A 23858-nucleotide genomic window follows, 5' to 3' on the forward strand; every position below is an offset into this window, starting at 1 on the left:
CACCCTTAATTTATAAAGAAAAGTTGTATGGCTTAGGCTTAACTTTAACGATTGAGACCATTTTTGTCACCTGTATCACCTGATTGATCGGTATAGATTGATCGGTATATTTATCGGTATAGTTATTGGTATGTTTAAACTATTCCCCTCCCTAACTGGGATTTAACAGGTTGCGGTCGATGGCTGTGGTAGGCAATAACCCTAACCAAGCTAAGTTTTGGGTATAGTAGGCCGATTGATCATCCCAAATCCCTTCCTGATATTGTGGTATTAGTTTCTGCTCTATCAATTCTCTAGCCATGGCTGGTTCAATTAAACGTAGGGCAGAATAAAGCATGGCATATTGGGAAGTGGCTTCGTAAGTCACCGTTGGTTTTCCCTGGATGTCAATCCTGGCGGGCAGCTTTGAAGAAGAACGCCACAGGGATTGCAAATGCTGCGTGGCAGTACCGAGATAGGAAAATGCTTCTGGGGTATTGAACCAAGCTGCATCCCAAGCAACTCTCCACCACACTCGGTAGGCATCAAAGCTATAAGAACTTTTGAGTGGACTGTCTGGTGGCAATGGCTGGAATTGACCAGTTTCGGTGTCAAAGGCTATCCAATCGCTGGGTAAGCCTACAGCAGAAACCTGGGAAGACTCTCTTAACACCTGGTAGCTACTATCCACCAAACTTAACCAGTCATGGTTGGGGTCAACTTGGGCAAAGAGACGAAAGGAGAAAGGAGCAAGATATGAGGGGTTGAGATATAGAATTGATGGAGAAGGCACAAAGGCTGCTACAGGTCCTGGCAAAAGATAGCGCTTTCCCCTTACCTCTTTGGTGGACAAGTTCCACAAATCTTCCAGCTTAATTAAGGCTAAGTCCAAGTATTCCGGACGATTCCAGCGGCGGTAAGCTAGGATTAATGCTGTTGCTGCATCAATATCGGCATCGCTGGCAAAATTTCTGTCAATCGCACCCCAGTTACCGCTTTGATCACGACCCCACTTCCACACCCAAAGTTGGTCTTCGAGAGTACCATTAGTTCCTGAGCGCTTGAGATTGTTTTGAGACCATTCTAAGGTCAGGGCAAAGGTGGTGGGGTCATTGGCAATTACCGCTCGCAGCATCCCATAGGCTTGCCCTTCAGAGGTTGAGCGATCGCTTGCTTCGTAGTCGATGACTCGCCCGTCTTTTTGAATAAATTTCTCTTTGTATACAGTCCAACTTTCTGCTATAATACCGCTTTCGTCTATAGGTAAAGCAGTCTGGGGAGCCTCTGGTTCAGGATACTCACGGTATACTGAAGGCGTTTTGCTTGGTGATGACTGGGGTGGTGAAGGGGTTGGAGATCGTCTTGACAATTGATGGGGAGCACAACCCCATAGACTCAACAACATAATGGTGAAAGTAACGATAGAAACGCTGAGGGTGCGACCCATAAATAAACCTTGACGGCTGTTGTATGACATCGTAAATTTGCGGCTCTTACATTTACTCCTCAAACATAGTTGGATACAAGCCTCTGGATTGATCCAACGTAGTCTTTTAAGGGAAGAAGTCTGAACCTAAGCCTAGCCTAAAAACATCAGAGTTCAGAATTATTCAATTCTGATATTGGCTTTAAATGTCTGGATTATTCATTTGTGATTATAAAACTGCCAATTTTTAAGTGTTAATTGCCATTTGGGATTTTCCCTTGTCATACCTTAATCCTTTATACTTCATCCTTCATCCTTGACACTTCATTCTTCATCCTTGACACTTCATCCTTTATACTTCATTTAGAATTTATTCTTTACACTTGACACTTCATCTAGACTTCATTTTTTATCCTTAATCAAAACGTTCCCAAGGCGGTTGGAAACCCCTGCGGAACAGAAATCCTTCTTGGATTTGCTGTCTCTGACGGGACAGGGTAGCAGTACTAGACCCTCGACTGAATTCCTCCAGTCGTAGCTGTTCCAACTGTTCTAGGGCTTTGACTTTAAAATCTTCTGTCTGATTTAGTCCAACTAAGGCACGACGTACCCCGAAATCCAGGGGTTTGATCGCAAGACCCCTATAATAGAGTTGCTTGGCGGAGTCAAAGCGTCGTTGTTGGAAACGAACACCACCTAAAGCAGCAATAATCTCAGTGTTACTGGGTTCTGCGGTCAAAATCACCTGATAGGCGCGTTCTGCTATGTCTAACTGATCAATCGCTTCTGCCAATCGCCCCTGCAACAAGTATGTCTGAACGGAGTAGGGAGCCCGATTGACTAATTCAATCACCTGAGCTCTAGCTAATTCTGGACTACGCTGAGCAATAACCTGAATTAAACGGCGGTTTACTGGTATGTTGTCTGGTTCAGATTGCAGCAGCGAAATGTATAGGGGTTCCCGTGTGGGATTGGCAGGTAGAGCACCGACTAGAGCAAAGAGTTCTTGGGGCGGAAGCACATTGGGTTGTGTCTGCAACCAATAGTAGACAAATGCCTCAGCTTGGGATTCTGGAATCAGATTCGCTTGATAGGCAATTGTAGCTCGTGCTAGCTGTAGGTTAACATCACTAGGATTGAGCGCCACTAGTTGGTCATAAACTGCCACAGCTTCCCCTGGTCTATCCTGTAGCAGAAGTATAGATGACAATCCTTGCAATGCTCCATTGAGAATATCCCGTTGTGGGTTGCTGGCAATCAAGGCTTGGTAACGCTGGCGGCTAGCAATCCAGTTACCCTCAAGACGTTCAATATCTGCCGCTAGCAACTGTACTACCAGATCGTTAGCTCCCTGGGGTGTGGCGGTATATGTAGCCAACGCATTTCTAGCTGAGATCAAGTCATTGGCTTCAATGTAAAGTTGAGCGATCCGAAAGTACAAAAAGGGCGCGTTAACCCCAGATGCCAGGATATTTTGGTAAATAGATAGAAATTCTGGCCCCGGCGGCTCGATCGGGATCAAGGCGTCTGCCACCGCTTGCAATTCGCTGGGTTCAGTAGGTAGGGGAATCAGTATGGTCGCTAGACGGTTGCTCAATTGAGCTTGAGAAATTAACCCGGTCTGACTTTCCAGACCCACGATCTTAATCATCAGACTACGGTTATCAGGCTCGAAGGCAAGCTGTTGTTGGTAAAGCTGCAATGCGGTTGCCCGTTCGCTGGGTATGCCTGTGAACACATCAGCTATCTCCCGAATTAAGTTAGGGTCATTAGGATTCTCTGCCAGTGCCTGGCGGTAGAGCATAGAGACTTGGGGTTCCAGGGCTGGATCTTGATTTTTATTGCGAATTTCATTTAGCGATCGCGCTAAGGGCAATGTGGCTTGGGGGATACCTTGTAAAGGCTCTAATACGGCCAATGCTTCAGAGATCTGTCCATTTTCGGCATAGGCTTGGGAGAGGGCGGCTCTGGTTTGGATGCCTAGGTCGTCGAGTTGATCGATGAGGGCGAACCCCACTAACTCGTTTTCCAGAACCTGCACCGCCTGAGCCGCATTGCCGGTTTGCCTTAAGGATTGGGCATAAGCCAGGACAGCATAGCCACTAATCACATTCCCCGTAGCGAGGTATTGGTTAAAGAGTTCCAGACCCCTTTGAGGGTTACCGTTGTAGGTGTAAACTTCTGCTGCCCCTATTAGCACATCTGGACTAGGGTCAGTTTGCAGCACAATTTCATAGTCTGCGATCGCCTCACCAAATCGCTGCTGATAACCATACAGCAGAGCTCGCCTGCCACGAGCTTCTGTATCATTGGGATTGATATCGAGCAAGACCGTAAGGGCTTCAATTCCCTGAGTCTGCCATTCTTGTTTATATGTCCCTAGCAGACCTACTGCACTTAGGGCTAACTCATTGGTGGGGTCTTGAGCGAGCACCTGTTGATAGGCATCCCAAGCTTGGTCAATCAATCCCTGTCGGCGGTAGGCGATGGCTAGGCCAATCTTCGCATCAATGGATTGGGGATAACGCTGGACAGCTTGCTCAAACTCTTTAATTGCCTCTTCCACTCGTCCTTCCCTGAGCAGATTAAAGGCTCTGATAATCGGCACCGGAATAGTTTGGGCTTGAGCTGCCTCAAGGCAAAAGGCAAGAGGAAAAAGGTAAACAGTCAATGGTAAGAGGTAAACGGTCAAGGGTAAGAGGTAAATGGGAAAAAACTTTACCACACGGCGACACTGATGGCAATGTGAATCCAGTCCCTTTGCCTTTTGCCTCTGACCTGAGGATTCTCCGCTCTTTATGGGGGGTAAGCCTTTTCCCTTGTTCCTTTTGCCTTCCTCTAGAATCATGGAGTAAACCTACCTCTAGGAGTTACATCAAAATCGGTTTTCAATCGAAATCCGGCAAACGTTTCCTTGAAACTATTGCGTTGCTGAAGGCTAAAACCAAGCCGCACATTCGGTAAAAATTGGAAATCGTAGTATAGCTCTAACACATCTGGTACATCATCCCCATTTTCCTGGCGCAATTCCTCATTGGACAGATCCCGACCATAGGCTAACCCTACCCGGTCATTCTTAGAAAATAAATCCAAGAAGGTGATTCCGAAACTGTAGGTGTTTCCCTCTTCATCCAAATCCCGGTTGCGGTAAATCCCATAGCGACCAAATATGCCCATATTCAGTTCAGGAATAAACACTTCGCCATTGACACCAAATGCTTCTTCATCATCATTCTTGTTGATGCCAAAGTCATCCCTTCCCCGTTCGATGGAGAAAATTTCCCGGAAGCCACTATTGGCACCACCATCCCTGCCTGAGGCATAGGTTCCTCGCACGATCACATTATCGTAGCGCAGACCAATTTCTCCTGCCAAGCCATTGAGGTCAAATCGCTCCAGACTCTCAGCTGATGAAAACAGAGCAACTTTGCCTTCTATATTGTCTGTCACTGCCCAGTTAACCAATAAACCTGGACGAGATGCGATCGCAGTAGCACTCAAGGCTGGATTAGTTTGAAAAACTGGATTAAAGAAATGGCTTACCCCATCCTTGGCAAAACTATTCCGATCAAAGTAGGACGTTAAATCCAACTGACCGACGGAAAACCGCAGAGTGGGTAAGGTGCTAGCAGGAGCAGCCGTAAAGAACAACTGATTGATAGTTGCCCCTTCGTTAGGTGAGTCTACCAATTGGTCATTTTCGCTAGTCAGATCTAGGGTAGCTCCAAACAGGAATTGGGGCGTTAGCACATAGTTTCCGTCCAAGCGAGCTCTGGCTACTGAATTTTCCCCTTGAGTCACGAAGCTGCCCTGGAAACGCAAGGATGCTGGGGTTAGAGCGGTGCTAGGCAGCAACGGGCGACCGGTGGATTGGGCGGTTGAATTGCCTGGCGGAGAAGTTGGACGATTTAGGTTTGAGTTGGGAGCCGGTGGCCAGGGTTGTAGTGCTGGTTGGAAGAAGGGTACTTGACCAAAGCCAGGGGTGTTGGGATTTGGCACCACTGGGATCGGAGTGACTTGCCCTGGTAGCGGTGGTTGGGGTGTGGCTGGAAAAGGAGACTGGCCAAAGCCAGGGGTGTTGGGATTTGGCACCACTGGGATGGGCATGACTTGCCCTGGTACCTGACCTGGGGGGGTAGTTGGGAAAGGAGACTGGCTCAAGCCAGGGATGTTGGGATTTGGCACCACTGGTACTGCCATGATTTGCCCTGGTACCTGCCCTGGAATGGTATTTAAGTAAGGTAGCTGACCTAAGCCCAAGCCATAACTAGTGCCCCCCATGGGAATGGGATTAATCGGGACTACTGGCCGGGGGGCTGGGGAACTTCTCAGATAGGGCAGCTGACCTAAACCCGAATTGTAAGGACTACCCCTCATGGGCATGGGATTTACTGGGGCTGGCAGAGGAGCGGGCATGGGTCTCGGGTAGGGCAACTGACCGAAGCCAGGGTTATAGGTAGTACCCCCCATCGGAATGGGATTGACTGGGGCTGGCAGGGGAGCCGGTGTAGTTCTCAAATAAGGTAGCTGACCTAACCCAGGGTTATAGCTAGGGTTATAGCTAGGGTTATAGCTAGGGTTATAGCTAGGGTTATAGCTAGGGCTATAACTATTTATTCCCTGGGGGGTAGACATGCCGAACCCTGCCGTTGGCATCAATAGTAAAGTTTGTGGTACGTAGGGCAATTGACCAGGATTACCATTACTCGTACCCAACGGCATCGACCCAGTTACTCCTGGCATCATCGGCATCAATAGTACCGTTTGTGGCACGTAAGGGAAATAGCCCCAATTCGGGTTAGGAGTATTGCTTCCCAACGGCATCGAGTTAGGAAGTGCTGGCAATGGCGCTGGTGTCTTGGTTTGTGGGAATACAGGCAGTTGTCCTACCGATTGGTTTTGGTAGTTATTCAGAAATAGGGGTGTCGCCGTTCCTTGCCCTAGCTGTTCCGGCAGGGTTGGTGGGGAAGGAGGCAGTTGCTTGAATTTTTTGGGAAGTTTACCAGCATTGGAGGGAATTGGCCCTGTTGGTACTGGCAAAGGTGCCGTTTTTGCTTGGGAGGTTGTCTGCTGGTTGGAGCTAGAGTTGGCACTATTTGGAACTAACTTCGGAATTAGGGATGGCAGCAGCTGATTACAGGCTGTGTTTGTTTGGCAGTTGCTCCACTTAGCTGGAACTACTCCTTCCAAATCCACACTCGAACTGCTGCCATAGGGCAACAGTTGGCTGAGCTTGAACTCCGTGAACTTTAAGTCTATTTGCTCTAGGTTTAGGGTCGATGATGACACTAGAGGCTTTTGAGGTGATGGCGTTAACGCTAACTTGTCTATTTTAGTGTCAGCTTTAGTGTCAGCTTTAGTGTTAGCAGATTTCTTCTGGGTGACTAGCTTAGAGTTAGCTGGTTTGCTCTGTTTTAGTTCCGACGACTCTGGGGCTGGTGAGCCTAGTTTCGAGGTAACCTCATGGTTAGGTCGATAAGAGACTTTAGTTTTATTGGGCACAGATGACTTGGCTAACCCATCCCTGTGTCCTGGTTTTAGATCCAGTTTCCCTGGTTTTTGAGGCTGTTGAGATAACTCAGGGATTCTCGAACCCACCTTTTTGCTAGTGGTGGTGTTTGGAGAAGCCAAGGCTTGGGCTTTTCCGAAGGCTGGGACTGCCCTAGCTCTAGACCTGGCATAGGGTGACCTGAACTTGGGTTTAGTTGATTGTCCTTGCTGGCGGTTACGTCTCGGCTGGGCTAGGGTAGTGCTGTTTTCTCTACCGTTACTGCTTTGTACAGCAGACTTTTTGCCTTTGGGCCGTGCTGGAATAACTTTGGCTATCTCCTCTGGCTGGGGCTTAGCTGTCGCCTGGATTGGAGCAGCTACGGTTTTTTTGGAGGCAGTTCTTGGGGTAGCTGAGCTTTGGGTTTTCAGCGGTGCAGAAACAGCTTTAGCTGTAGAGTCCCGTTTGGCTAATTGTTGCTGCTGCAACCGAGATAATGGTAAATCCCCTGGCCTGGTAGCGGCAGAACTGGGCTGAGCCGCCTTGGTTTTAAGCAGTGGAGGGATAGCCTTAGGGGTAGCCCTTGACTGGCGTGACCCTAACTTAGGCTTAGCTGCCCGTTTAGCTGGTTGTTCAGTCTGGGATTTAGAGTGCGGCAGCACAGATGAAGCCAGTTTTCTGGTGGAGTTGGTCCTTGGGACAGAAGACTTTTGGGTCTTAGTTGGCTCAGGGATTTTCTCCTGTTTACTTCCAAGCTTTCCTAGTGCTATAATTTTGGTTTGGGGGGCTTTTTCACTTTCCTCACTAACGGATTGACCTGAATCATTGCTCTGATTTGTCCGGAGCTGCTCTAAGAACTTAGTATGTTTAGATATAGCAGTTGCCTGAGCTGGTTCAATGGCACTCAAGGACAGCATCCAGACTACGGCGAATGACCCAGTACTAAGCAGTTGCATCCATAGAAGGACATTCTTAACTATCCATCTCAGACATTGACTAGTTGTTTGCTGGATTGTCTGGGTTTTTTGACTAATCAATCCTTTCTGTAAACCCTGTCGCCGCTCTAGGAAAGGGCTTGGTTTTGGGCGACTCATACTACCTCCACTCTCATTGATCTTGCCTGACCAGTTATGGTCAAAAATTTAGGACGCACCCAGTTTTAGAGGATTTTGGCTCATTTTTGTGGAAAAATGAACCAATATTAGCTCATATACCTCATATTTACCTGGACTGTTAGTGAATCTAAGCCAAAACTATCACCAAAATTACCATTACTAGAGTTTAGTGCTTAGCTCGATTTGTCGCCAACTAGATCACGCTTGGGTTACTGATCAGGTTTGCTGATAATCAATGGTTGCTGGCATCCATGAAGCCATTAAACCATCCACATATCTAATCCCCCCAATAGTTAACAACCAAATCAGTTCCCTGACCTGCCCTTTTGTGGTAGTGCCGATTTTTGGGTAGGACTTTAAGACTTGCCGTACACCTAGCCAATTTTAATGGGGATTACTGGTTAGTTAACTAAATTTAGATGCTTTATGCCCCGTCACCAAGGGTGCGGGGTGCTGACTGGGCTTTTGTTCTTGATCAACACCAACATTAGTCTTAACACAAAGTTGTTGCCAAATCCCAACAACTAAGATTTTTAGCTTTGGGGATGGGGTTTGGGTACTCAGCTAGTCTTCACAAAATAACTGAGGGGTTTGACCCCTCAGTTATTCTAGTACAGGATTTCACTTATGGCAATTTACATATAAGTCAGGTAAACTTGCTATCACAAAAATTCTAAAGGTGCGCTTTCCGCATCTAATTATTAAATTCGCCACGGGTCGGACCTAAAAGATGCCGCTAATTTTGTGACCAAAGCGCTCCAGGAAAGTCCTGATCCCTGGAGCAGGAAGTAACAACACAACTTGATTTTCCCAAGTCAGAGGTTTGTCGGGAAGTTTTAAAGGTAAAGTTGTCAGATAGAGTTAATCAGCTGCTCTGACAACTTTAGGTTGACGATCAATCCTAGCTCTATGAGGAGGGGATATAGTTCAACAACCAATTCCCAAATACGAGAAACCAGCACGTTCTAGCTGGTTCCGATCTAGGCAGTTGCGACCATCAATGATCACCGGATGATTCATCAGCTCGGCCATCTTACCATAGTCGAGCTTCTGGAACTGATCCCAATCTGTAACTAACACTAAAGCATCACAGCTATCAGCCAACCGTTCTGGATCCGTTTCGACAATCACGTTAGATAGACCATGACGCATCCCAGTTTGGGAAATAATTGGGTCATAGGCTTTGACCTTGGCTCCGAGTCGGTTTAGTTCCTCCACCAGATTTAGAGCAGGAGCATCCCGCATATCATCAGTATTGGGCTTAAAGGTCAAACCCAACAGCCCCACTGTTTTACCTTTGAGGATTTTCAGCTCTTTCTGGAGTTTTTCAACCGCAAGTAGACGTTGGCGTTTGTTGACACTGACAGTGGCTGTCAGCAAATCCGCTTCATAACCGTAATCTTCAGCGGTATGGAGTAGTGCTAAGACATCTTTGGGGAAGCAAGAACCACCCCAGCCAATTCCTGCTTGTAAAAACTTGTTGCCAATCCGGGAATCTAAACCAATTCCTTGGGCAACTTGGGTAACATCAGCACCTACGCGATCGCAAATATTGGCAATTTCATTAATAAAGCTAATTTTAGTAGCCAAAAAGGCATTAGCCGCATATTTAATCATCTCAGCTGAGCTGAGATCTGTACCTAGCACTGGAACTGGGGGAAGGGATTTGTCTTCAGCAAACTGGCGTTCGACAATTGGTTGATACAGTTCCTTCATCATTGCGATCGCTTTTTCGCTATTGCCTCCTAGGACAATACGGTCTGGATTAAAGGTATCGTAAACTGCTGAACCTTCTCGGAGAAACTCTGGATTACTGACCACATCAAAATCCGCGGTAATGTCTTCTGCTGGTTCAGTTTCAGCTTGCCCTCCTGCAGTTACCAAAGATTTCTGGCGTTCAGCTACCCCATCTAGGACAATCATCCTTACCCAATCTCCAGAACCAATGGGTACCGTTGATTTGTTGACAATTACTTTGTAACCATCCTTGAGATGGGATCCAATCCCTCTGGCCACAGCTTCCACATAACGAGTGTCACTTTCTCCGGTAGGTAGGGGGGGAGTTCCCACTGCAATGAATAAAATTTCCCCATGGTCTACCCCAGCCGCCAAATCTGTGGTAAACTCAAGTCTACCTGCATTAGCTGACTCCTGCATTATTTCCGACAGTCCTGGTTCATAGATGGGCGACTGTCCAGATTTCATCAGCTTAACTTTTTCTTCGTTGTTGTCTACACAGATTACTTGATGACCGATATGGGCTAAGCAAGCGCCAGTTACTAAGCCCACATATCCTGTACCAATCACACAAACGCGCATGGACCTATACCTCAATTAATATAAACTTCAATGGTTAGTAAAGGTTAAGAAAGTCTCACGGTTGGAGCCACAGATAGTATTGGCACCCTGACCTGAGGTTGATTGATTTAATTAAATCTGATTGTTTTCCTCTTGAGGAGTTAAACGCTTACGGAAATCGGACACTGTGAAATCTAACCCTTCTGACAAAGTAATAGTAGGTTCCCAACCTAGTAAGGTTTTAGCTTTACTAATGTCTGGTTGCCGACGTCGGGGGTCATCCTGAGGTAGAGGCTTAAAGATAATTTCTGTATCAGGATTCACCATTTTCTGAATCGCCTGAGCGAGTTCTAATATAGTGTATTCTCCAGGATTCCCGAGATTAATCGGTCCGGTATGGTCATTATTCATAAGTCGAATTAGTCCTTCGACTAAGTCGGAGACATAGCAGAAACTTCGGGTCTGTGAACCATCCCCATAAACCGTTAAGGCTTCCCCCTTCAGAGCTTGCACCACAAAATTGCTAACGACTCGCCCATCATTTTCCAGCATTCGAGGACCGTAGGTGTTAAAAATGCGGGCTACACGAATGTCTACACCATTTTGTCGATGGTAGTCAAATGCGAGGGTTTCTGCCACTCGCTTGCCTTCATCGTAACAACTGCGAATCCCAATGGGATTGACATTACCCCGATAATCTTCTGACTGGGGATGGACATCCGGATCCCCATATACCTCAGACGTGGAGGCTAATAATAATCTCGCCTTCACCCGTTTGGCTAACCCTAACATGTATAGGGTACCCATGACATTGGTTTTGATAGTCTTGACGGGATTGTATTGGTAGTGAACTGGGGATGCTGGACAAGCGAGGTGGTATATTTGATCAACTTCTAACCGAATCGGTTCAGTGATGTCGTGGCGGACCAACTCAAAGTAGGGGTGTGCCAGCCATTTCAGGATATTCCGTTTGTGACCAGTGTAGAAGTTATCCAGACAAATAACTTCATGACCTTCTGCCATCAAACGATCAATTAGATGGGAGCCGATAAAACCAGCCCCACCAGTAACTAGTATTCTCATGCCACTGAACTTTTGTGATGTGAAATCAATCCTAAACTAACCTCTGAATTTAACAGTGTCCAGTTAGACAATTTTTACTTAATTTATGGCAAAAAGTCCGGATATATATCTCTCCATATAGTTTTTCACCTACCTTGAAAACCAATTCCGTAATTACCGAAGGTTATCATCGAATTCTCTTGGCTAACCGGTTGAGAATTACTAGGTTGGTAGTAAGCATTCCGAGATTAGTACTTGGCTTTCAGGTCTGGACTTTTAATGACTGAATCCCCCCTCTAGCCTTGGTCAAGACGCAATACTGCCATAAACGCTTCCTGAGGAACATCAACAGTCCCTACAGCTTTCATCCGCTTTTTACCTTTTGCCTGCTTTTGGAGAAGTTTTTTCTTCCGGGAAATGTCACCACCGTAGCATTTAGCCAATACATCTTTTCTCAAAGCCGGAATATGTTCACTAGCAATGACTCGACTACCAATAGCCGCTTGAAGAGGAATTTTAAATTGGTGTCGGGGAATGAGTTCCTTGAGTTTCTCCACCAAGGTACGACCCACATAGTAAGCTTTGTCTCGGTGAACAATTACTGCCAGGGAGTCCACAGGCTCCGCATTAATCAGTAGATCCAGCTTGACTAAGGGATTATCTCGGTAACCAATGAGCTGGTACTCCATACTGGCATAACCCCGAGAGCGAGACTTCATTTGATCAAAAAAGTCAGTAACCACTTCTGCTAGGGGTAATTCATAAATTAAAGTAGTCCGTCCTTGGGCAAGATAAGTCATATCCTTAAAATCCCCACGGCGGCTTTGACAGAGTTCCATCAGAGTCCCAACATAGGTTTCTGGGGTAATCATTTCTACCCGGACATAGGGTTCGGCAATTTTTTCCCGTTCTTGGGGGGATGGCAGGGTACTCGGATTATCAATTTCAAGGACTTCTCCCTGATTGGTGGTCACTTGATAGACCACTGAAGGGGCGGTGGTGATTAGCTCCAAATCATATTCCCTTTCCAGGCGCTCTTGAACAATTTCCATGTGCAGCAAGCCTAAGAAACCACAGCGGAAGCCAAATCCCATCGCAGAGGAAGTTTCTGGTTCGTAGTTCAGGGCAGCATCATTGAGTTTCAGCTTATCTAATGCCTCCTTTAAATCCTTATACTGGTCAGCATCAGTGGGAAACAAGCCACAAAAAACCATCGGTTTGGCTTCAGTGTATCCCGGTAAAGGGTCAATAGCTGCTGCTTTTGCTAAAGTAATGGTGTCACCAACACGGGCATCGGCTACCGCCTTAATGGCAGCAGCCAGGTAACCAACTTCACCGGCGTGGAGTTCATCCACTTGGACTTGGTTAGGGGAAAGCACCCCTAGCTCATCAATTTCGTACTCCTTGCCAGAGGCCATCAAGCGAATGCGATCGCCTTTTTTTAGAGTGCCATCGACCACTCTGAAATAAACGATTACGCCACGATAAGCATCATAGTAACTGTCAAAAATCAACGCCCTTAGGGGTTGCTCTACGGTATCGCTTGGAGGTGGAATTAGATGTACAATAGATTCGAGGATGTCTTCGATACCGATACCTTCCTTGGCTGATGCTCGAATCGCTTGGCTACAATCAAGACCAATGATATCTTCGATTTCGGTACTTACCCTTTCCGGTTCAGCTCCAGGCAAGTCTATTTTATTTAGAACGGGAATAATTTCTAGATCGTGTTCAAGGGCTAGGTAAACATTTGCTAGAGTTTGAGCCTCTACACCCTGGGATGCATCGACTACCAACAGTGCTCCTTCACAAGCCACTAGTGAGCGGGACACTTCATAGGAGAAATCCACATGACCGGGAGTGTCAATTAAATTGAGAACGTACTCGTGACCATCGCTAGCAGTATAGTTCATCCGAGCCGCTTGCAGCTTAATCGTAATTCCCCGCTCCCGTTCCAAATCCATATTGTCCAGGAACTGTTCTTTCATCTGGCGGTCGCTTACGGTACCAGTAGCTTGCAGTAGGCGATCAGCTAAGGTCGATTTCCCATGATCAATGTGGGCGATAATCGAAAAATTGCGAATATGAGAGACAGGGGCATCAGTCATAAGCTATTGGTATAAACCCAGTCAATAACTGGTCTATTGAGTTCATGCTTCACTTAATGTATTTTAATGTTTTCCGTCAGAGGTAAGGGTACTATCCCTGGAATGGTTATAAGTGAGCCAGGCTAATTGTCAGTTATCGTAAAGTTATATTAGTAGTGTTATTAGCCCATCGATTATGAATGATCATGCCTTACATCAAGAGGGTTTGCTTGAAAACCACCTTGAGTCTACCAAAGCTACTAACGTAGATCTATCACGTTCAGCTGACAAAGAAGAAATTTCTATTCATTTGGATACGGAACTCTTGGATCAAATCAAACACTTGACTAATGATCCGAGTAAAGTAATAGAAACGGCAATTCGTCAATGGCTTAGGGGTGAAAGGGGAACAGATCAGGAATTAGCCCGTACCTTTGACCGAAATCCTCCCCTGCCGCCCCGAGGTGAGTGGAACGATTGATAGACAAGAGGTAAAGGCATCTACTTTGAGACGTTGCCATTGGCTCGTGGGTTAGGGTTGGTTGGTTGCATTTACTTGTTGAAACGGGAACTGAGGCTCCCGGTGTTGCTTGTAGTTTCCAGGTTTCTTTTAATGGCTGCACCTGTGAATTTTCAATGTTTTCAAACTGGATATATAAATAGGCAATCCGCTAGTGCACAAGGTGATTCTAACTTTTTGCAGGGTTTAGGGTGTGAGCTGGTTTATACTCAAGAGGCATCGGGTAAATGCCTTTCTTTTTACTGGCAAGCTGCTGAGCAATATGGTCTGAGTTTGACACAAGTGGTGGGACTTCCCCTAGAAGATGCATTCTGCCCGACTGAAGCCGAAGCCTACCAAGAGAGGCTTCAGAGAATTTTGAGCAAGCGTTCCCCTGAACGTTGTGTTCAATCGTTTTGTTACCAGGACAGATCCTTTGCCTTTGAGTTGGTGATTAGCCCCATTTTGCCAGCGGATGGTGAAGCAACCACTGTTCTAGTTATGGGTCGCTTTTTGCCGGAATCATCAATATTGGAATGGCGGGAATCTCCTACAAACCTAAGTGTAGACCCCCATCAACAATTACTCACCAAAATTTCCCGGCAGATTCGTCGGACCCTCGATCTAGATACGATTTGGCAACAAACTGCCCAAAGTCTAGGGGAGGCACTCCAGGTAAGCCGTTGCCTCGTCTGCTATTACAAACCAGACGCACGGGTAACCAAGGTGCAGGCAGAATATTGTCAAAAGCCCTTGCGGTCAATGGCGAAACAACTGCTACCCTTAGATTCTGAGCCTTACCTCGAACAAGCCCTCACTAGTCAGGAGCCACTGCTGGTAGAACACATTCTTCCCGGTGAATGGGAACAGTTGTCTGTGTTGGTGGTTTCAACCTCCTATAAAGATGAACCTAATGGTTTGATTTGCCTACAGCAGTGTGGTGATCGCCGTCAATGGAGTGCCGCAGAAATAAAGTTAGTGGGAGAATTGGCTGAACAAGTCGGCACAGCGATCGCTCATGGCACCCTTTACAAGGAGTTAGAAATAGCTAGCGAAAGGGCTGAAGAAGCTTCTCGCCACAAAAGTGATTTTCTGGCTAATACTTCCCATGAGTTACGTACCCCTCTCAATGGCATGATTGGGTTTCTCAAGTTGGTTCTTGATGGCATGGCAGACGATCCACAGGAGCAAAGGGATTTTATCCAAGAAGCCTACAATTCTGCATTGCATCTGCTCAATATTATTAATGATATCCTGGATATTGCCAAGATTGAAGCTGGTAAAATGGAGCTAGAACTCGCTCCAGTAGAATTAGATTCTCTGTTTAGAAAAGTTGAGGACTTTACGATCAATCAAGCCCAGCTCAAAAACCTCAGCCTCAGAATTGAAATGCCTGATGTCTATGATGGCATTGTTATGTATGGTAACTATCAAAGGCTGCTACAGGTCATGTTAAACCTAGTCGGCAATGCCATTAAGTTTACTGATGAAGGTGGGGTGACTGTTAGTGCTGAGGTGATCCGAAAGAAGATAACTTTCAAAGGTACAGAATTCCCAGGATTGGTTAAAGTTCGAGTTGCCGATACTGGCATCGGTGTTTCCCTCGACCAGCAAGACCGGCTGTTTCAAACCTTTACCCAAGTCGATGGTTCCCGGACTCGCCAATATGGCGGCACGGGTTTAGGCTTAGTCATATCCCAAAAGCTGATTGAAACCATGGGGGGTGTGGTCAATTTTTTCAGTATGGGGGAAAATTTAGGGTCAACAGTTACCTTCACAGTACCTCTTTATCAAGTTCCTGTGATGATTTCCAATCAAGCAACTGATATTGATTAACCATCCACTCTTTAGGTTCCCCTTACGTAAGGATTCAGCCCTTAGCTTTTTACGGAAAACTTAAACTAAACTTACTAACACTTACAAGCCATAATAAATTTGGGAGTAATGGTGAAAAGTGTTAGTATTAGTTTTAGCTGAAAGTTAGATTAAACGTAAGCATTCAGCCGTCAGCCGTCAGCCCTGAGCCTTGGCCAAAGGCCACGCTACGCGAATGGCTCACGCTGCTTGAGGTGCTTTCCATAACTCAGCATTATTCGAATCCTTACTTGTTTTATTCAAAAGTTCCGTAGCTTTATAATAGCCCATAAGCACATCAAGTAGCACAATCTGTAGCCCATTAGCTGATAGCTGATACGCGACACGCTGATAGCTTACGCTTAAAGTACCTCACCAAATTTAAAGATTCTCTATAAAACAGTAATGCTATAATAAGCACCGTCAGAGATTAGTGAGTAGTCTTTGGATAGTAACACTTCCCTAGTATAGTTTGTCTAGTTTGGGAACTATTAGCTCAAAATATCGGTTGACTTAACAAGACTATGATCGAAAACGAAACAGCTCGTGAAGTGTTCCAGGCGGCTTACGAAAACCGCTACACCTGGGACGACAATTTTCCTGGTTACAAAGCTGACCTGGAAATTAAGCAAGGTGATGAAGTATACACTGGTCAAGTTCGCATTAATAGTGATCACAGTGTTGAAGTCAGTGGGTTTGATGATGAAAAGGTCAAAGAAAGTGTCTATAACCAGATGCGGGATATTGTGACCCATCGCAAGCGGTCATCCTTTGAAAAAGCCCATGGGAAAAACCAATTTAGCTTTGGTGAAAACGATTCTACTGGTGCAGTGGAAATTTTGGTCAAGGGTGATGCTATGGGCTCTAACTATAAAGTCCGGGGTAGGGAAATTTGTCATGTCAGTCGGGTTATGGGTCCGATGGCTTTTACAATTAATACCAACCATAGCCTAGATACAGGAGAAGGGTATATTTCTTCAGGCTACAATGCCATTTTTCGCAATGCCAAAACTGGTGATTTGATGGCTAAACGAGAATTTGAGGACAGGTTCGAGAAAGTTGGTGATTATTATATTATGACTCGTCAAGTAGTTTATGCCATCGAGGAAAAAGGGCGGACAGCTACTGAATTCAACTTTTATAATATCAGGTTACTCCAACCAGCTATGGTTTAAACTTTTGTTGTAAGCATTCAGCTATCAGCTATCAGCCATCAGCTAAAGACCAACGGCTGACAGCTGACGGCACCTCAAGTAGCACCATCTGTAGCCCATAGGCTTACCTGTTATTTACCGGGAGAGAGTTCAAACATAACGTACGCAAAACTCTAATGCCACAGATACATGGCTGGTTTGCTGCGGATAATCAACAACTGGGCGAGTAATTATAACTAGGGAGATGCCTAACTCAGTAGCTACGGCTCGTTTGATATCTTCTCCCCCAGCAACCCCAGAGGCCTTGGTGACCACAACAGAGATGTCCCAGTGATGCCAGAGTGCCTTTTCCAAATCAGCTGGTACCGGAGGACGCAGGGCAATAATTCGATCCCGGCTAAATCCAGACGCGATCGCTAAATCAATTGCAGTAACACTGGGGAGAACCCTGGCGTATAGGGTTGATTGGTCTTGCCAACCACGGAATAAGGGTAAATGTTTATAACCGATTGTCAGTAATACCCGCTGCTGATGGAGATAGTTACCAGCAATCAGGTCTTGGAAACTATTGAGATAAATTATTGGTGAATTGTCTAGTTCAGAACTTACCTGAGAATTTAGCTGTTGCCTTTCAAAACGCAGGTAAGGTATATGCCGAGCACAAGCGGCTGAAATCGCTATTTGGGAAATTTCCACCGCATAGGGGTGAGAGGCATCTAGGATCGCTACAATACCATGGTTCTCCAAAAACTGCTCTAGCCCATTTGTATCTAAACGTCCGACTCGAACCCTTAAATTTGGGGTTTGGGGATAGAGGGATTTAGCCGCTGTTGTGGTAACGGTTACTGTACAGGGAATCCCCCTGAATGCGATCGCATTTGCCAGAGTCACACTTTCGGTGGTTCCACCAATCAGCCAAATACGGCCACTGCTATCTACCACTCCTATCTGCCCTTAAGGGCTTTAGTAAAGTTTTTGCGATAGGACTTATTGGCAACGATTAAAGCTGGCCACAACAGTGACAATGCTATCCGATTGGTTAAACTCCGGCTGAAGTCAGTCCGCTCAAACCCCCTCCAGAATTTCCACACGCCATACCCATAGACTACCAGTAACCCGAAGACAATTAAGTTAGCCATTCATCAAAAATCTTGCCATATTTGGAAACCCCGTCTCAAGTAAGATAGGCGTCTCGCCTGACAGGGAGGAAAAGCGAGCCCTTGGGGCGGTTTTAACTACCGTCGATGAATCTGGGTAGAACACATTTGGTTATTGTGACATGGTTTTTCACCTCGGGTGCTTTTTATAAGATAATTTTTATATTAATGATAATTTTACCTTATCAAGCAAGTGTTAGACCATGACCTCAATACCATAAGTGTGTAGGTTAATCAACAGGTGCGACACGAAAGCGCACCTACGAATTGATTCGGATTACAGCTCAAAGTAGCATTGATCCAGATCCAGTTTCTCTAGTCTTCATTATGTGGTGTCACCCTTAGGAGTTACAGACTAGCCAAACTCAGTAGTCATGATTACGTGAGTGAAGAAGGAGCGGGTCAACACGGGATCTTTCTTCTCAGGGAGGAGGAAACTTGGCGACACCAGTGTCGTTGTTATGGTTCCGCCAGTCTTTGTCGAAAGCACTATTTAGGTGCGACCCGTGGCGAATTTAATTCTTAATGGGTCAAGGGCACCTATGTGAATCACTTATGAATCACTATCGACTAGGCCATACCAAAATCACGGTTTTCAGATCAAGTCACTGTTTGTGGAGGAAAGTACTTCACTAAAAAAAGCCCATAAAAAGACAAATGAACGTAGACAACATGATCAAACCCCTTAACGGGTTAAAAGAGGAGGAATTATGCGAGCAGTGCTGATGGCTGGTGGTTCAGGAACACGGCTTAGACCGTTGACCTGTGATCTGCCCAAGCCCATGGTGCCAATCCTGAATCGACCCATTGCGGAACATATTGTTAATCTACTCAAACGGCACAATATCACTGAGGTCATTGCCACTCTTTACTATCTCCCAGATGTCATGCGGGACTACTTCCAAGACGGCAGTGACTTTGGGGTCAAGATGACCTATGCGGTAGAAGAAGAACAGCCTCTGGGTACTGCAGGTTGTGTTAAAAATATTTCCGAATTACTCAATGAAACCTTTTTAGTCATTAGTGGCGATAGCATCACCGACTTTGATTTGACTGCTGCGATCGAATTTCATAAAGCTAAGAAATCAAAGGCGACATTAATCCTAACTCGCGTTCCCAATCCCGTTGAGTTCGGGGTGGTGATCACCGATAAGGAAATGCGCATCCGCCGATTTTTGGAAAAACCTTCGACCTCAGAAATTTTTTCCGATACTGTTAACACTGGCACTTACATTCTTGAACCATCGGTTCTAGAGTACCTGCCATCAAATGAGGAATGTGACTTTTCTAAAGACCTGTTTCCGAAACTCCTCGAGAAAGATGAGCCAATGTATGGCTATGTAGCTGAGGGATATTGGTGTGATGTTGGTCACCTGGAGGCTTACCGAGAAGCCCAGTATGACGGCTTAATGAATAAGGTCACACTAGACTTTGCTTACCCAGAACAATCCTCAGGAATGTGGGTGGGACAAAATACCTATATCGACCCTACTGCCAAGATTGAAACCCCAGTACTAATTGGTAGCAACTGCCGGATTGGGCCAAACGCCCACATCGAAGCAGGAACAGTAATTGGCGATAATGTTACCATCTCTGCTCACGCTAACCTGAAACGACCGATTATTTGGAATGGAGCGTTAATTGGTGAAGAGGTTAATCTGAGTGCCTGCACCATTTCCAGGGGAACCAGGGTAGACCGTCGTGCTCAGGTTTTGGAAGGTGCCGTTGTCGGTTCCCTGTCTAAAGTGGGAGAAGAAGCTCAAATTAGTCCCACTGTAAGGGTTTGGCCAAATAAAACTATAGAATCAGGTGCAACATTGAATATCAATTTAATTTGGGGCAACACTGCCCAACGGAATCTTTTTGGTCAGCGGGGTGTCCAAGGCTTAGCCAACATCGATATTACTCCTGAATTTGCCGTTAAGTTGGGAGCGGCTTATGGGTCTACCTTAAAACTAGGCTCCCAAGTATCACTCTCCCGTGACCAGCGTAGTATCTGTCGCATGGTGACCCGGTCTTTGATTGGGGGGTTGATGTCTGTGGGTGTCGATGTCCAGAACCTAGATGCAACCGCAATTCCCGTGGCTCGAACCGTGGTACCAACCCTAGGGGTCTCCGGAGGTATCCATGTGCGAGTGCATCCTGACCGACCAGATCATATCCTGATCGAAGTTATTGATGCCAAGGGAATTAATATCAGCAAGGGTAAAGAGAAAAAAATTGAGGGGGCTTACTTTAAAGAAGACCTAAGACGAGTCCAGATCAATGATATCGGCAATGTTAACTACCCGATTCAGTTAATCGATATCTACGGTACTGCCTTTGAGAAGCATCTCAATGTAGAGGCAATTCGCAACAGTAGTGCTAAGGTAGTTATTGACTATGCTTATGCTGTGTCTGGTGCGGTGTTACCCCAACTGTTAGCGAAATTTGGGGCTGATGCAGTAGTCCTCAATGCCAGTTTGAAACAAACAGCTATCTCCACAGAAGAACGAGAGAGTTTGCTCAATCAGCTGGGTCAGGTGGTCGAGGCCCTAAAAGCCAATTTTGGCGTGCAGGTCTCTGCTAATGGGGAACAGCTGATTTTGGTTGATGAATCGGGAATCTCGATTCGAGGTGAGGTATTGACTGCACTGATGGTCAATATTATGTTAACCTCTAATCCCAGGGGAACTGTGGTGGTTCCAGTCCAGACATCAAGTGCGGTGGAACAAATTGCCCGACGCCATGATGGCAAGGTGATCCGCACCAAAGCTAACCCCACAGCACTGATGGAAGCTTCTCAAAGCAACCCCAATGTGGTATTGGGAGGTAGTTGGGACATGGGCTTTATTTTCCCCCAACTACATCCAGGCTTTGATGCCATGTTTGGAATCGCCAAGTTGATCGAGATGCTGACAGTCCAAGAGCGATCGCTTGCTGATATTCGTGCCGAACTCCCCCGGGTATGGTACAAAACCGTTACTCTGCGCTGTCCTTGGACAGTTAAGGGTAGCCTCATGCGTCATCTGGTCGAAACCCATCCCAGTGAGCAGCTCGAACTTGTCGATGGAGTTAAAATTATCAACCCGCAAAATGATAACTGGGTGTTGATTTTACCCGATGCTGGCGAACCCTTAGTTCATATTTTTGCCAACAGCGATGACCGGGATTGGGCTGAGGAAAACCTCAAGCATTATCGCAACCATGTTCAGGAATTCGTTGAAAAAGAACAAGGTGTAGAAGCACAACCTTCAGCCGTGTCATAAATCCGATTAATCGGCTCTTAACAGGCATAGCGGTGGCTTTCCTCAGGTGCGACCCAAGGGCGATTTACTCGCCCATTGGAAAGCGCACCTAAAGAGTGTTTGTAGACCTCAGGAAAGTCACCGCTATGCCCTTGTTGGTAGTTAATTGTTGGTAGGTTAAGTTCAATCAAAGAAAAGCCAAGAGTACTGGTACGCTTGTTCTATAATAAGGAGTCAACATTCAAAGGACCAGGGATATAGGAGATGAACAGCTGCATTTTAATGGCACAAATTATTCAGGATCCAGAACTGCGTTACACCTCAGAGAATCAGACACCCCTGACTCAGATGCTAGTACAATTCGCCAGTGTTAAGGCTGAGGAATCCCCATCAACCTTAAAAGTGGTAGGTTGGGGGGAATATTTGGCTAATGAAATTAAAGCAAACTATTCCACAGGCGATCGCGTGGTGATTGAAGGTAGCTTAAGGATGAATGTGATTGAGCGACCAGAAGGGTTCAAGGAAAAACGGGCAGAATTGAATGTTTCCCGGATTCACAAATTGGGAACAGATGATCACTTTGAGCCACAAGTCATGGGCTCGGAAAGAACTTTCCAGCAGACCCCAGAACCATCTCGTCCCCAAACCATAGGTGCGCTTTCCGTTGGCGAATTAAATTCGCCACGGGTCGCACCTCATGATAAGGTGGTATCCATGGAGCAACATCGGATGTCGTCATCAGTTTCTTCTCCTAACAATACCGGACAAGATTTTGCTTATACCAGCACTGAACAAAATACTGAGCAAAGCTTTGACTCTTCTTTTGGGTCTTCATCTCCTCAAAACCCAACCTCTGGTAGCCCTAGTCATCAACAAGATTTAGATGATATTCCCTTTTAGTTATTAGGAGAAAAGATTATAGCTTTTATCATAGCTATGAGGTACACAAAATGTGTTACCTCTTCCCTATTCCCTGCTCCCTGCTCCCTGCTCCCTGCTCCCTGTTCCCGACTTCTGCAAGAAGTCTATTAAATTGTGTTTCAACTTCTTTACGTACTGATCTATGCCCTCCAGCCTGATCTAGACTTGATTTGCTTTTGTTTGGCTTGGGGGATAACGATGATTCTAGTTTGGACGGTTTTGTCAGCAGTCCGAGAAAGTTTTGCTGTTGCCAAACGACTGCATCAAATTCCCTGTTCTAACTGTCAGTTTTTTACTGGTGATTATCGTCTTAAATGTACCGTGCATCCCTCTGTTGCTAATTCTGAAGCAGCAATTAATTGTATAGACTTTTGTGCAAAAAATAATTACATGACTAGGGTTTAACAGACTCGACAGTAATGCCATTGGCTTCATCCTTGCTGCTGGGGAGGAAGCCTATATAGCAATCCTAAATTATTTGTAAAATCACTGGAATTGTTAAAAACTGGTGCCTTCTCCCTTCCCTTCTGCCATCTGCCGTCTGCTTCCTGCCTTAAAGCAGACCATTTCTTTCACAAATCAGATAGGATTGCTATATATAGCAATCCTAATGAAAGCATGCGTGATGGATAACACAATTACTTACCTCACAACTGCTGACCTTGATTCCACCAGGGCCATCCTTTTAGCGCAAGCAAGCAGTCTAACTTATGATGCTTTTGATAAGCAAAACCCTGCTGAGTGTCTTGAGGTGTCTCCACCGGATGGTTATGATTTTGTAGACTACTGGACTGGTGTTGATGCGATTTTTAATAAATACAAAACTGTTGAGTGTTATGGTGTAGTGTTTCGATCTCAGCAGTCTCCTTACACTTATATATTTGCCTTTAGAGGTACTTATTCCACAGAGGATCTAATAGATACTTTTGGTGTTAATCATACAACATTTGTACCTTATCAGGAAGATGTTGTAGTGCCATCTAAGCTTAGGGTTGAATCAGGTTTCTACCATATCTATTCCAATAGTGATGGGAACACACCCTCGATGCAGAATCAGGTGTTTGCCCTAGTTGATAAATACCAAGCATCTGAAAAACCGATCGATACTCTGTATATTACTGGCCATAGTTTAGGCTCTACACTGAGCACTTTATTCACACTTGATATGGCGTTGTCTAGACCAGATATCAAGTCTGCAAGCTACAACTATGCTTCCCCTCGTGTAGGCAACCAAGCATTTGTAGAATTTTATCAACAACAGGCACCGCAACAAAACCCCGAGACACGAACTATTCGTATCCAAAATGTTTATGACAAAGTTCCTTGTGACCCATTTAAATATGAAGGATATCAGCATTTGCCCTATGCCTATCTAGTTTCATTTTCTCGAGACAACTTAATGGGTAAATTTGAGGTTATAGACAATCATCATTACAAAAATTATAAAACTGTTTTGAATTGTGCGTTGGAGAGTGAAAGTGGCTTTTGTGAGAGAACCTTTGACTACGATCAGGACAAAACGATGAAGTCGGTGAAACCAGATCCTAGTCAAGTCTGTAGATATTGGTTGTAGCTCTTGGTCTGGGGTTGT

15 protein-coding genes are annotated in these 23858 nt (G+C 45.7%); 7 read left to right on the top strand and 8 right to left on the bottom strand.

Features of this window, described 5'->3' with window-relative positions; genetic code table 11:
- Window positions 1-151: 151 nt before the first annotated feature.
- The 6 genes from F6K37_RS04280 to lepA form a co-directional block, all read right to left on the bottom strand.
- A complete protein-coding gene (locus F6K37_RS04280) occupies window positions 152-1456 on the bottom strand; it encodes a family 8 glycosyl hydrolase (RefSeq protein ID WP_202799141.1) in 1305 nt (434 codons plus the stop codon).
- A 364-nt stretch (window positions 1457-1820) separates the two neighbouring features.
- Window positions 1821-4253, bottom strand: a complete 2433-nt coding sequence (locus F6K37_RS04285; protein ID WP_008178718.1) for a tetratricopeptide repeat protein — start codon at window positions 4251-4253, stop codon at window positions 1821-1823.
- Window positions 4250-7987, bottom strand: a complete 3738-nt coding sequence (locus F6K37_RS04290) for a hypothetical protein (protein WP_008178716.1) — start codon at window positions 7985-7987, stop codon at window positions 4250-4252. The genes F6K37_RS04285 and F6K37_RS04290 overlap by 4 nt, the downstream gene beginning before the upstream one ends.
- 948 nt (window positions 7988-8935) lie before the next feature.
- Entirely contained in the window at window positions 8936-10327 is a 1392-nt protein-coding gene (locus F6K37_RS04295) for a UDP-glucose dehydrogenase family protein (protein ID WP_008178714.1), read from the bottom strand.
- A gap of 111 nt (window positions 10328-10438) precedes the next feature.
- On the bottom strand, window positions 10439-11389 hold the full coding sequence (locus F6K37_RS04300) for a UDP-glucuronic acid decarboxylase family protein (RefSeq protein ID WP_008178712.1): 951 nt from the start codon (window positions 11387-11389) through the stop codon (window positions 10439-10441).
- Window positions 11390-11664: 275 nt separating this feature from the next.
- Window positions 11665-13476 (bottom strand): translation elongation factor 4, encoded by a 1812-nt coding sequence (lepA, locus tag F6K37_RS04305; RefSeq protein ID WP_008178709.1) that lies wholly within the window; start codon window positions 13474-13476, stop codon window positions 11665-11667.
- A gap of 175 nt (window positions 13477-13651) precedes the next feature.
- On the opposite strand from lepA, the gene F6K37_RS04310 reads away from it, so the two are divergent.
- The 3 genes from F6K37_RS04310 (at window position 13652) to F6K37_RS04320 (ending at window position 16983) form a co-directional block, all read left to right on the top strand.
- The gene (locus F6K37_RS04310; RefSeq protein WP_008178707.1) at window positions 13652-13936 is read left to right on the top strand and encodes a type II toxin-antitoxin system CcdA family antitoxin; all 285 of its coding nucleotides are present in this window, start codon (window positions 13652-13654) and stop codon (window positions 13934-13936) included.
- Window positions 13937-14068: 132 nt separating this feature from the next.
- On the top strand, window positions 14069-15790 hold the full coding sequence (locus F6K37_RS04315) for an ATP-binding protein (RefSeq protein WP_044492116.1): 1722 nt from the start codon (window positions 14069-14071) through the stop codon (window positions 15788-15790).
- Window positions 15791-16332: 542 nt separating this feature from the next.
- A complete protein-coding gene (locus F6K37_RS04320; protein WP_008178703.1) occupies window positions 16333-16983 on the top strand; it encodes a DUF3386 domain-containing protein in 651 nt (216 codons plus the stop codon).
- Between the two features lie 129 nt (window positions 16984-17112).
- On the opposite strand, the gene F6K37_RS04325 is transcribed toward F6K37_RS04320, so the two are convergent.
- The gene (locus tag F6K37_RS04325) at window positions 17113-17904 is read right to left on the bottom strand and encodes a cobalt-precorrin-6A reductase (RefSeq protein ID WP_008178701.1); all 792 of its coding nucleotides are present in this window, start codon (window positions 17902-17904) and stop codon (window positions 17113-17115) included.
- Between the two features lie 2 nt (window positions 17905-17906).
- Window positions 17907-18101, bottom strand: a complete 195-nt coding sequence (locus F6K37_RS04330; protein WP_008178699.1) for a hypothetical protein — start codon at window positions 18099-18101, stop codon at window positions 17907-17909.
- Between the two features lie 728 nt (window positions 18102-18829).
- Between F6K37_RS04330 and F6K37_RS04335 the strand changes: the two genes are divergently transcribed.
- From F6K37_RS04335 to F6K37_RS04350, 4 genes are all read left to right on the top strand, one after another.
- On the top strand, window positions 18830-21367 hold the full coding sequence (locus F6K37_RS04335; protein ID WP_008178697.1) for a mannose-1-phosphate guanyltransferase: 2538 nt from the start codon (window positions 18830-18832) through the stop codon (window positions 21365-21367).
- 243 nt (window positions 21368-21610) lie between these two features.
- Window positions 21611-22246, top strand: a complete 636-nt coding sequence (locus F6K37_RS04340; RefSeq protein WP_287248412.1) for a single-stranded DNA-binding protein — start codon at window positions 21611-21613, stop codon at window positions 22244-22246.
- Between the two features lie 135 nt (window positions 22247-22381).
- Window positions 22382-22672 (top strand): hypothetical protein, encoded by a 291-nt coding sequence (locus F6K37_RS04345; protein WP_287248414.1) that lies wholly within the window; start codon window positions 22382-22384, stop codon window positions 22670-22672.
- A 103-nt stretch (window positions 22673-22775) separates the two neighbouring features.
- The gene (locus tag F6K37_RS04350) at window positions 22776-23840 is read left to right on the top strand and encodes a lipase family protein (RefSeq protein WP_287248417.1); all 1065 of its coding nucleotides are present in this window, start codon (window positions 22776-22778) and stop codon (window positions 23838-23840) included.
- Window positions 23841-23858: the final 18 nt, after the last annotated feature.

The organism is Moorena sp. SIO4E2, from assembly GCF_010671945.1.
In the GTDB taxonomy this organism is placed as follows: Bacteria; Cyanobacteriota; Cyanobacteriia; order Cyanobacteriales; family Coleofasciculaceae; genus Moorena; species Moorena producens.

Excerpts from the sequence above, each read along its gene's own strand:
- F6K37_RS04285 (WP_008178718.1), bottom strand. The coding sequence starts at position 4,253 with ATGATTCTAGAGGAAGGCAAAAGGAACAAGGGAAAAGGCTTACCCCCC.
- F6K37_RS04335 (WP_008178697.1), top strand. The coding sequence starts at position 18,830 with ATGCGAGCAGTGCTGATGGCTGGTGGTTCAGGAACACGGCTTAGACCG.
- F6K37_RS04310 (WP_008178707.1), top strand. The coding sequence starts at position 13,652 with ATGAATGATCATGCCTTACATCAAGAGGGTTTGCTTGAAAACCACCTT.
- F6K37_RS04315 (WP_044492116.1), top strand. The coding sequence starts at position 14,069 with ATGGCTGCACCTGTGAATTTTCAATGTTTTCAAACTGGATATATAAAT.
- F6K37_RS04330 (WP_008178699.1), bottom strand. The coding sequence starts at position 18,101 with ATGGCTAACTTAATTGTCTTCGGGTTACTGGTAGTCTATGGGTATGGC.
- F6K37_RS04320 (WP_008178703.1), top strand. The coding sequence starts at position 16,333 with ATGATCGAAAACGAAACAGCTCGTGAAGTGTTCCAGGCGGCTTACGAA.
- F6K37_RS04340 (WP_287248412.1), top strand. The coding sequence starts at position 21,611 with ATGAACAGCTGCATTTTAATGGCACAAATTATTCAGGATCCAGAACTG.
- F6K37_RS04295 (WP_008178714.1), bottom strand. The coding sequence starts at position 10,327 with ATGCGCGTTTGTGTGATTGGTACAGGATATGTGGGCTTAGTAACTGGC.
- F6K37_RS04300 (WP_008178712.1), bottom strand. The coding sequence starts at position 11,389 with ATGAGAATACTAGTTACTGGTGGGGCTGGTTTTATCGGCTCCCATCTA.
- F6K37_RS04280 (WP_202799141.1), bottom strand. The coding sequence starts at position 1,456 with ATGTCATACAACAGCCGTCAAGGTTTATTTATGGGTCGCACCCTCAGC.
- F6K37_RS04290 (WP_008178716.1), bottom strand. The coding sequence starts at position 7,987 with ATGAGTCGCCCAAAACCAAGCCCTTTCCTAGAGCGGCGACAGGGTTTA.
- lepA (WP_008178709.1), bottom strand. The coding sequence starts at position 13,476 with ATGACTGATGCCCCTGTCTCTCATATTCGCAATTTTTCGATTATCGCC.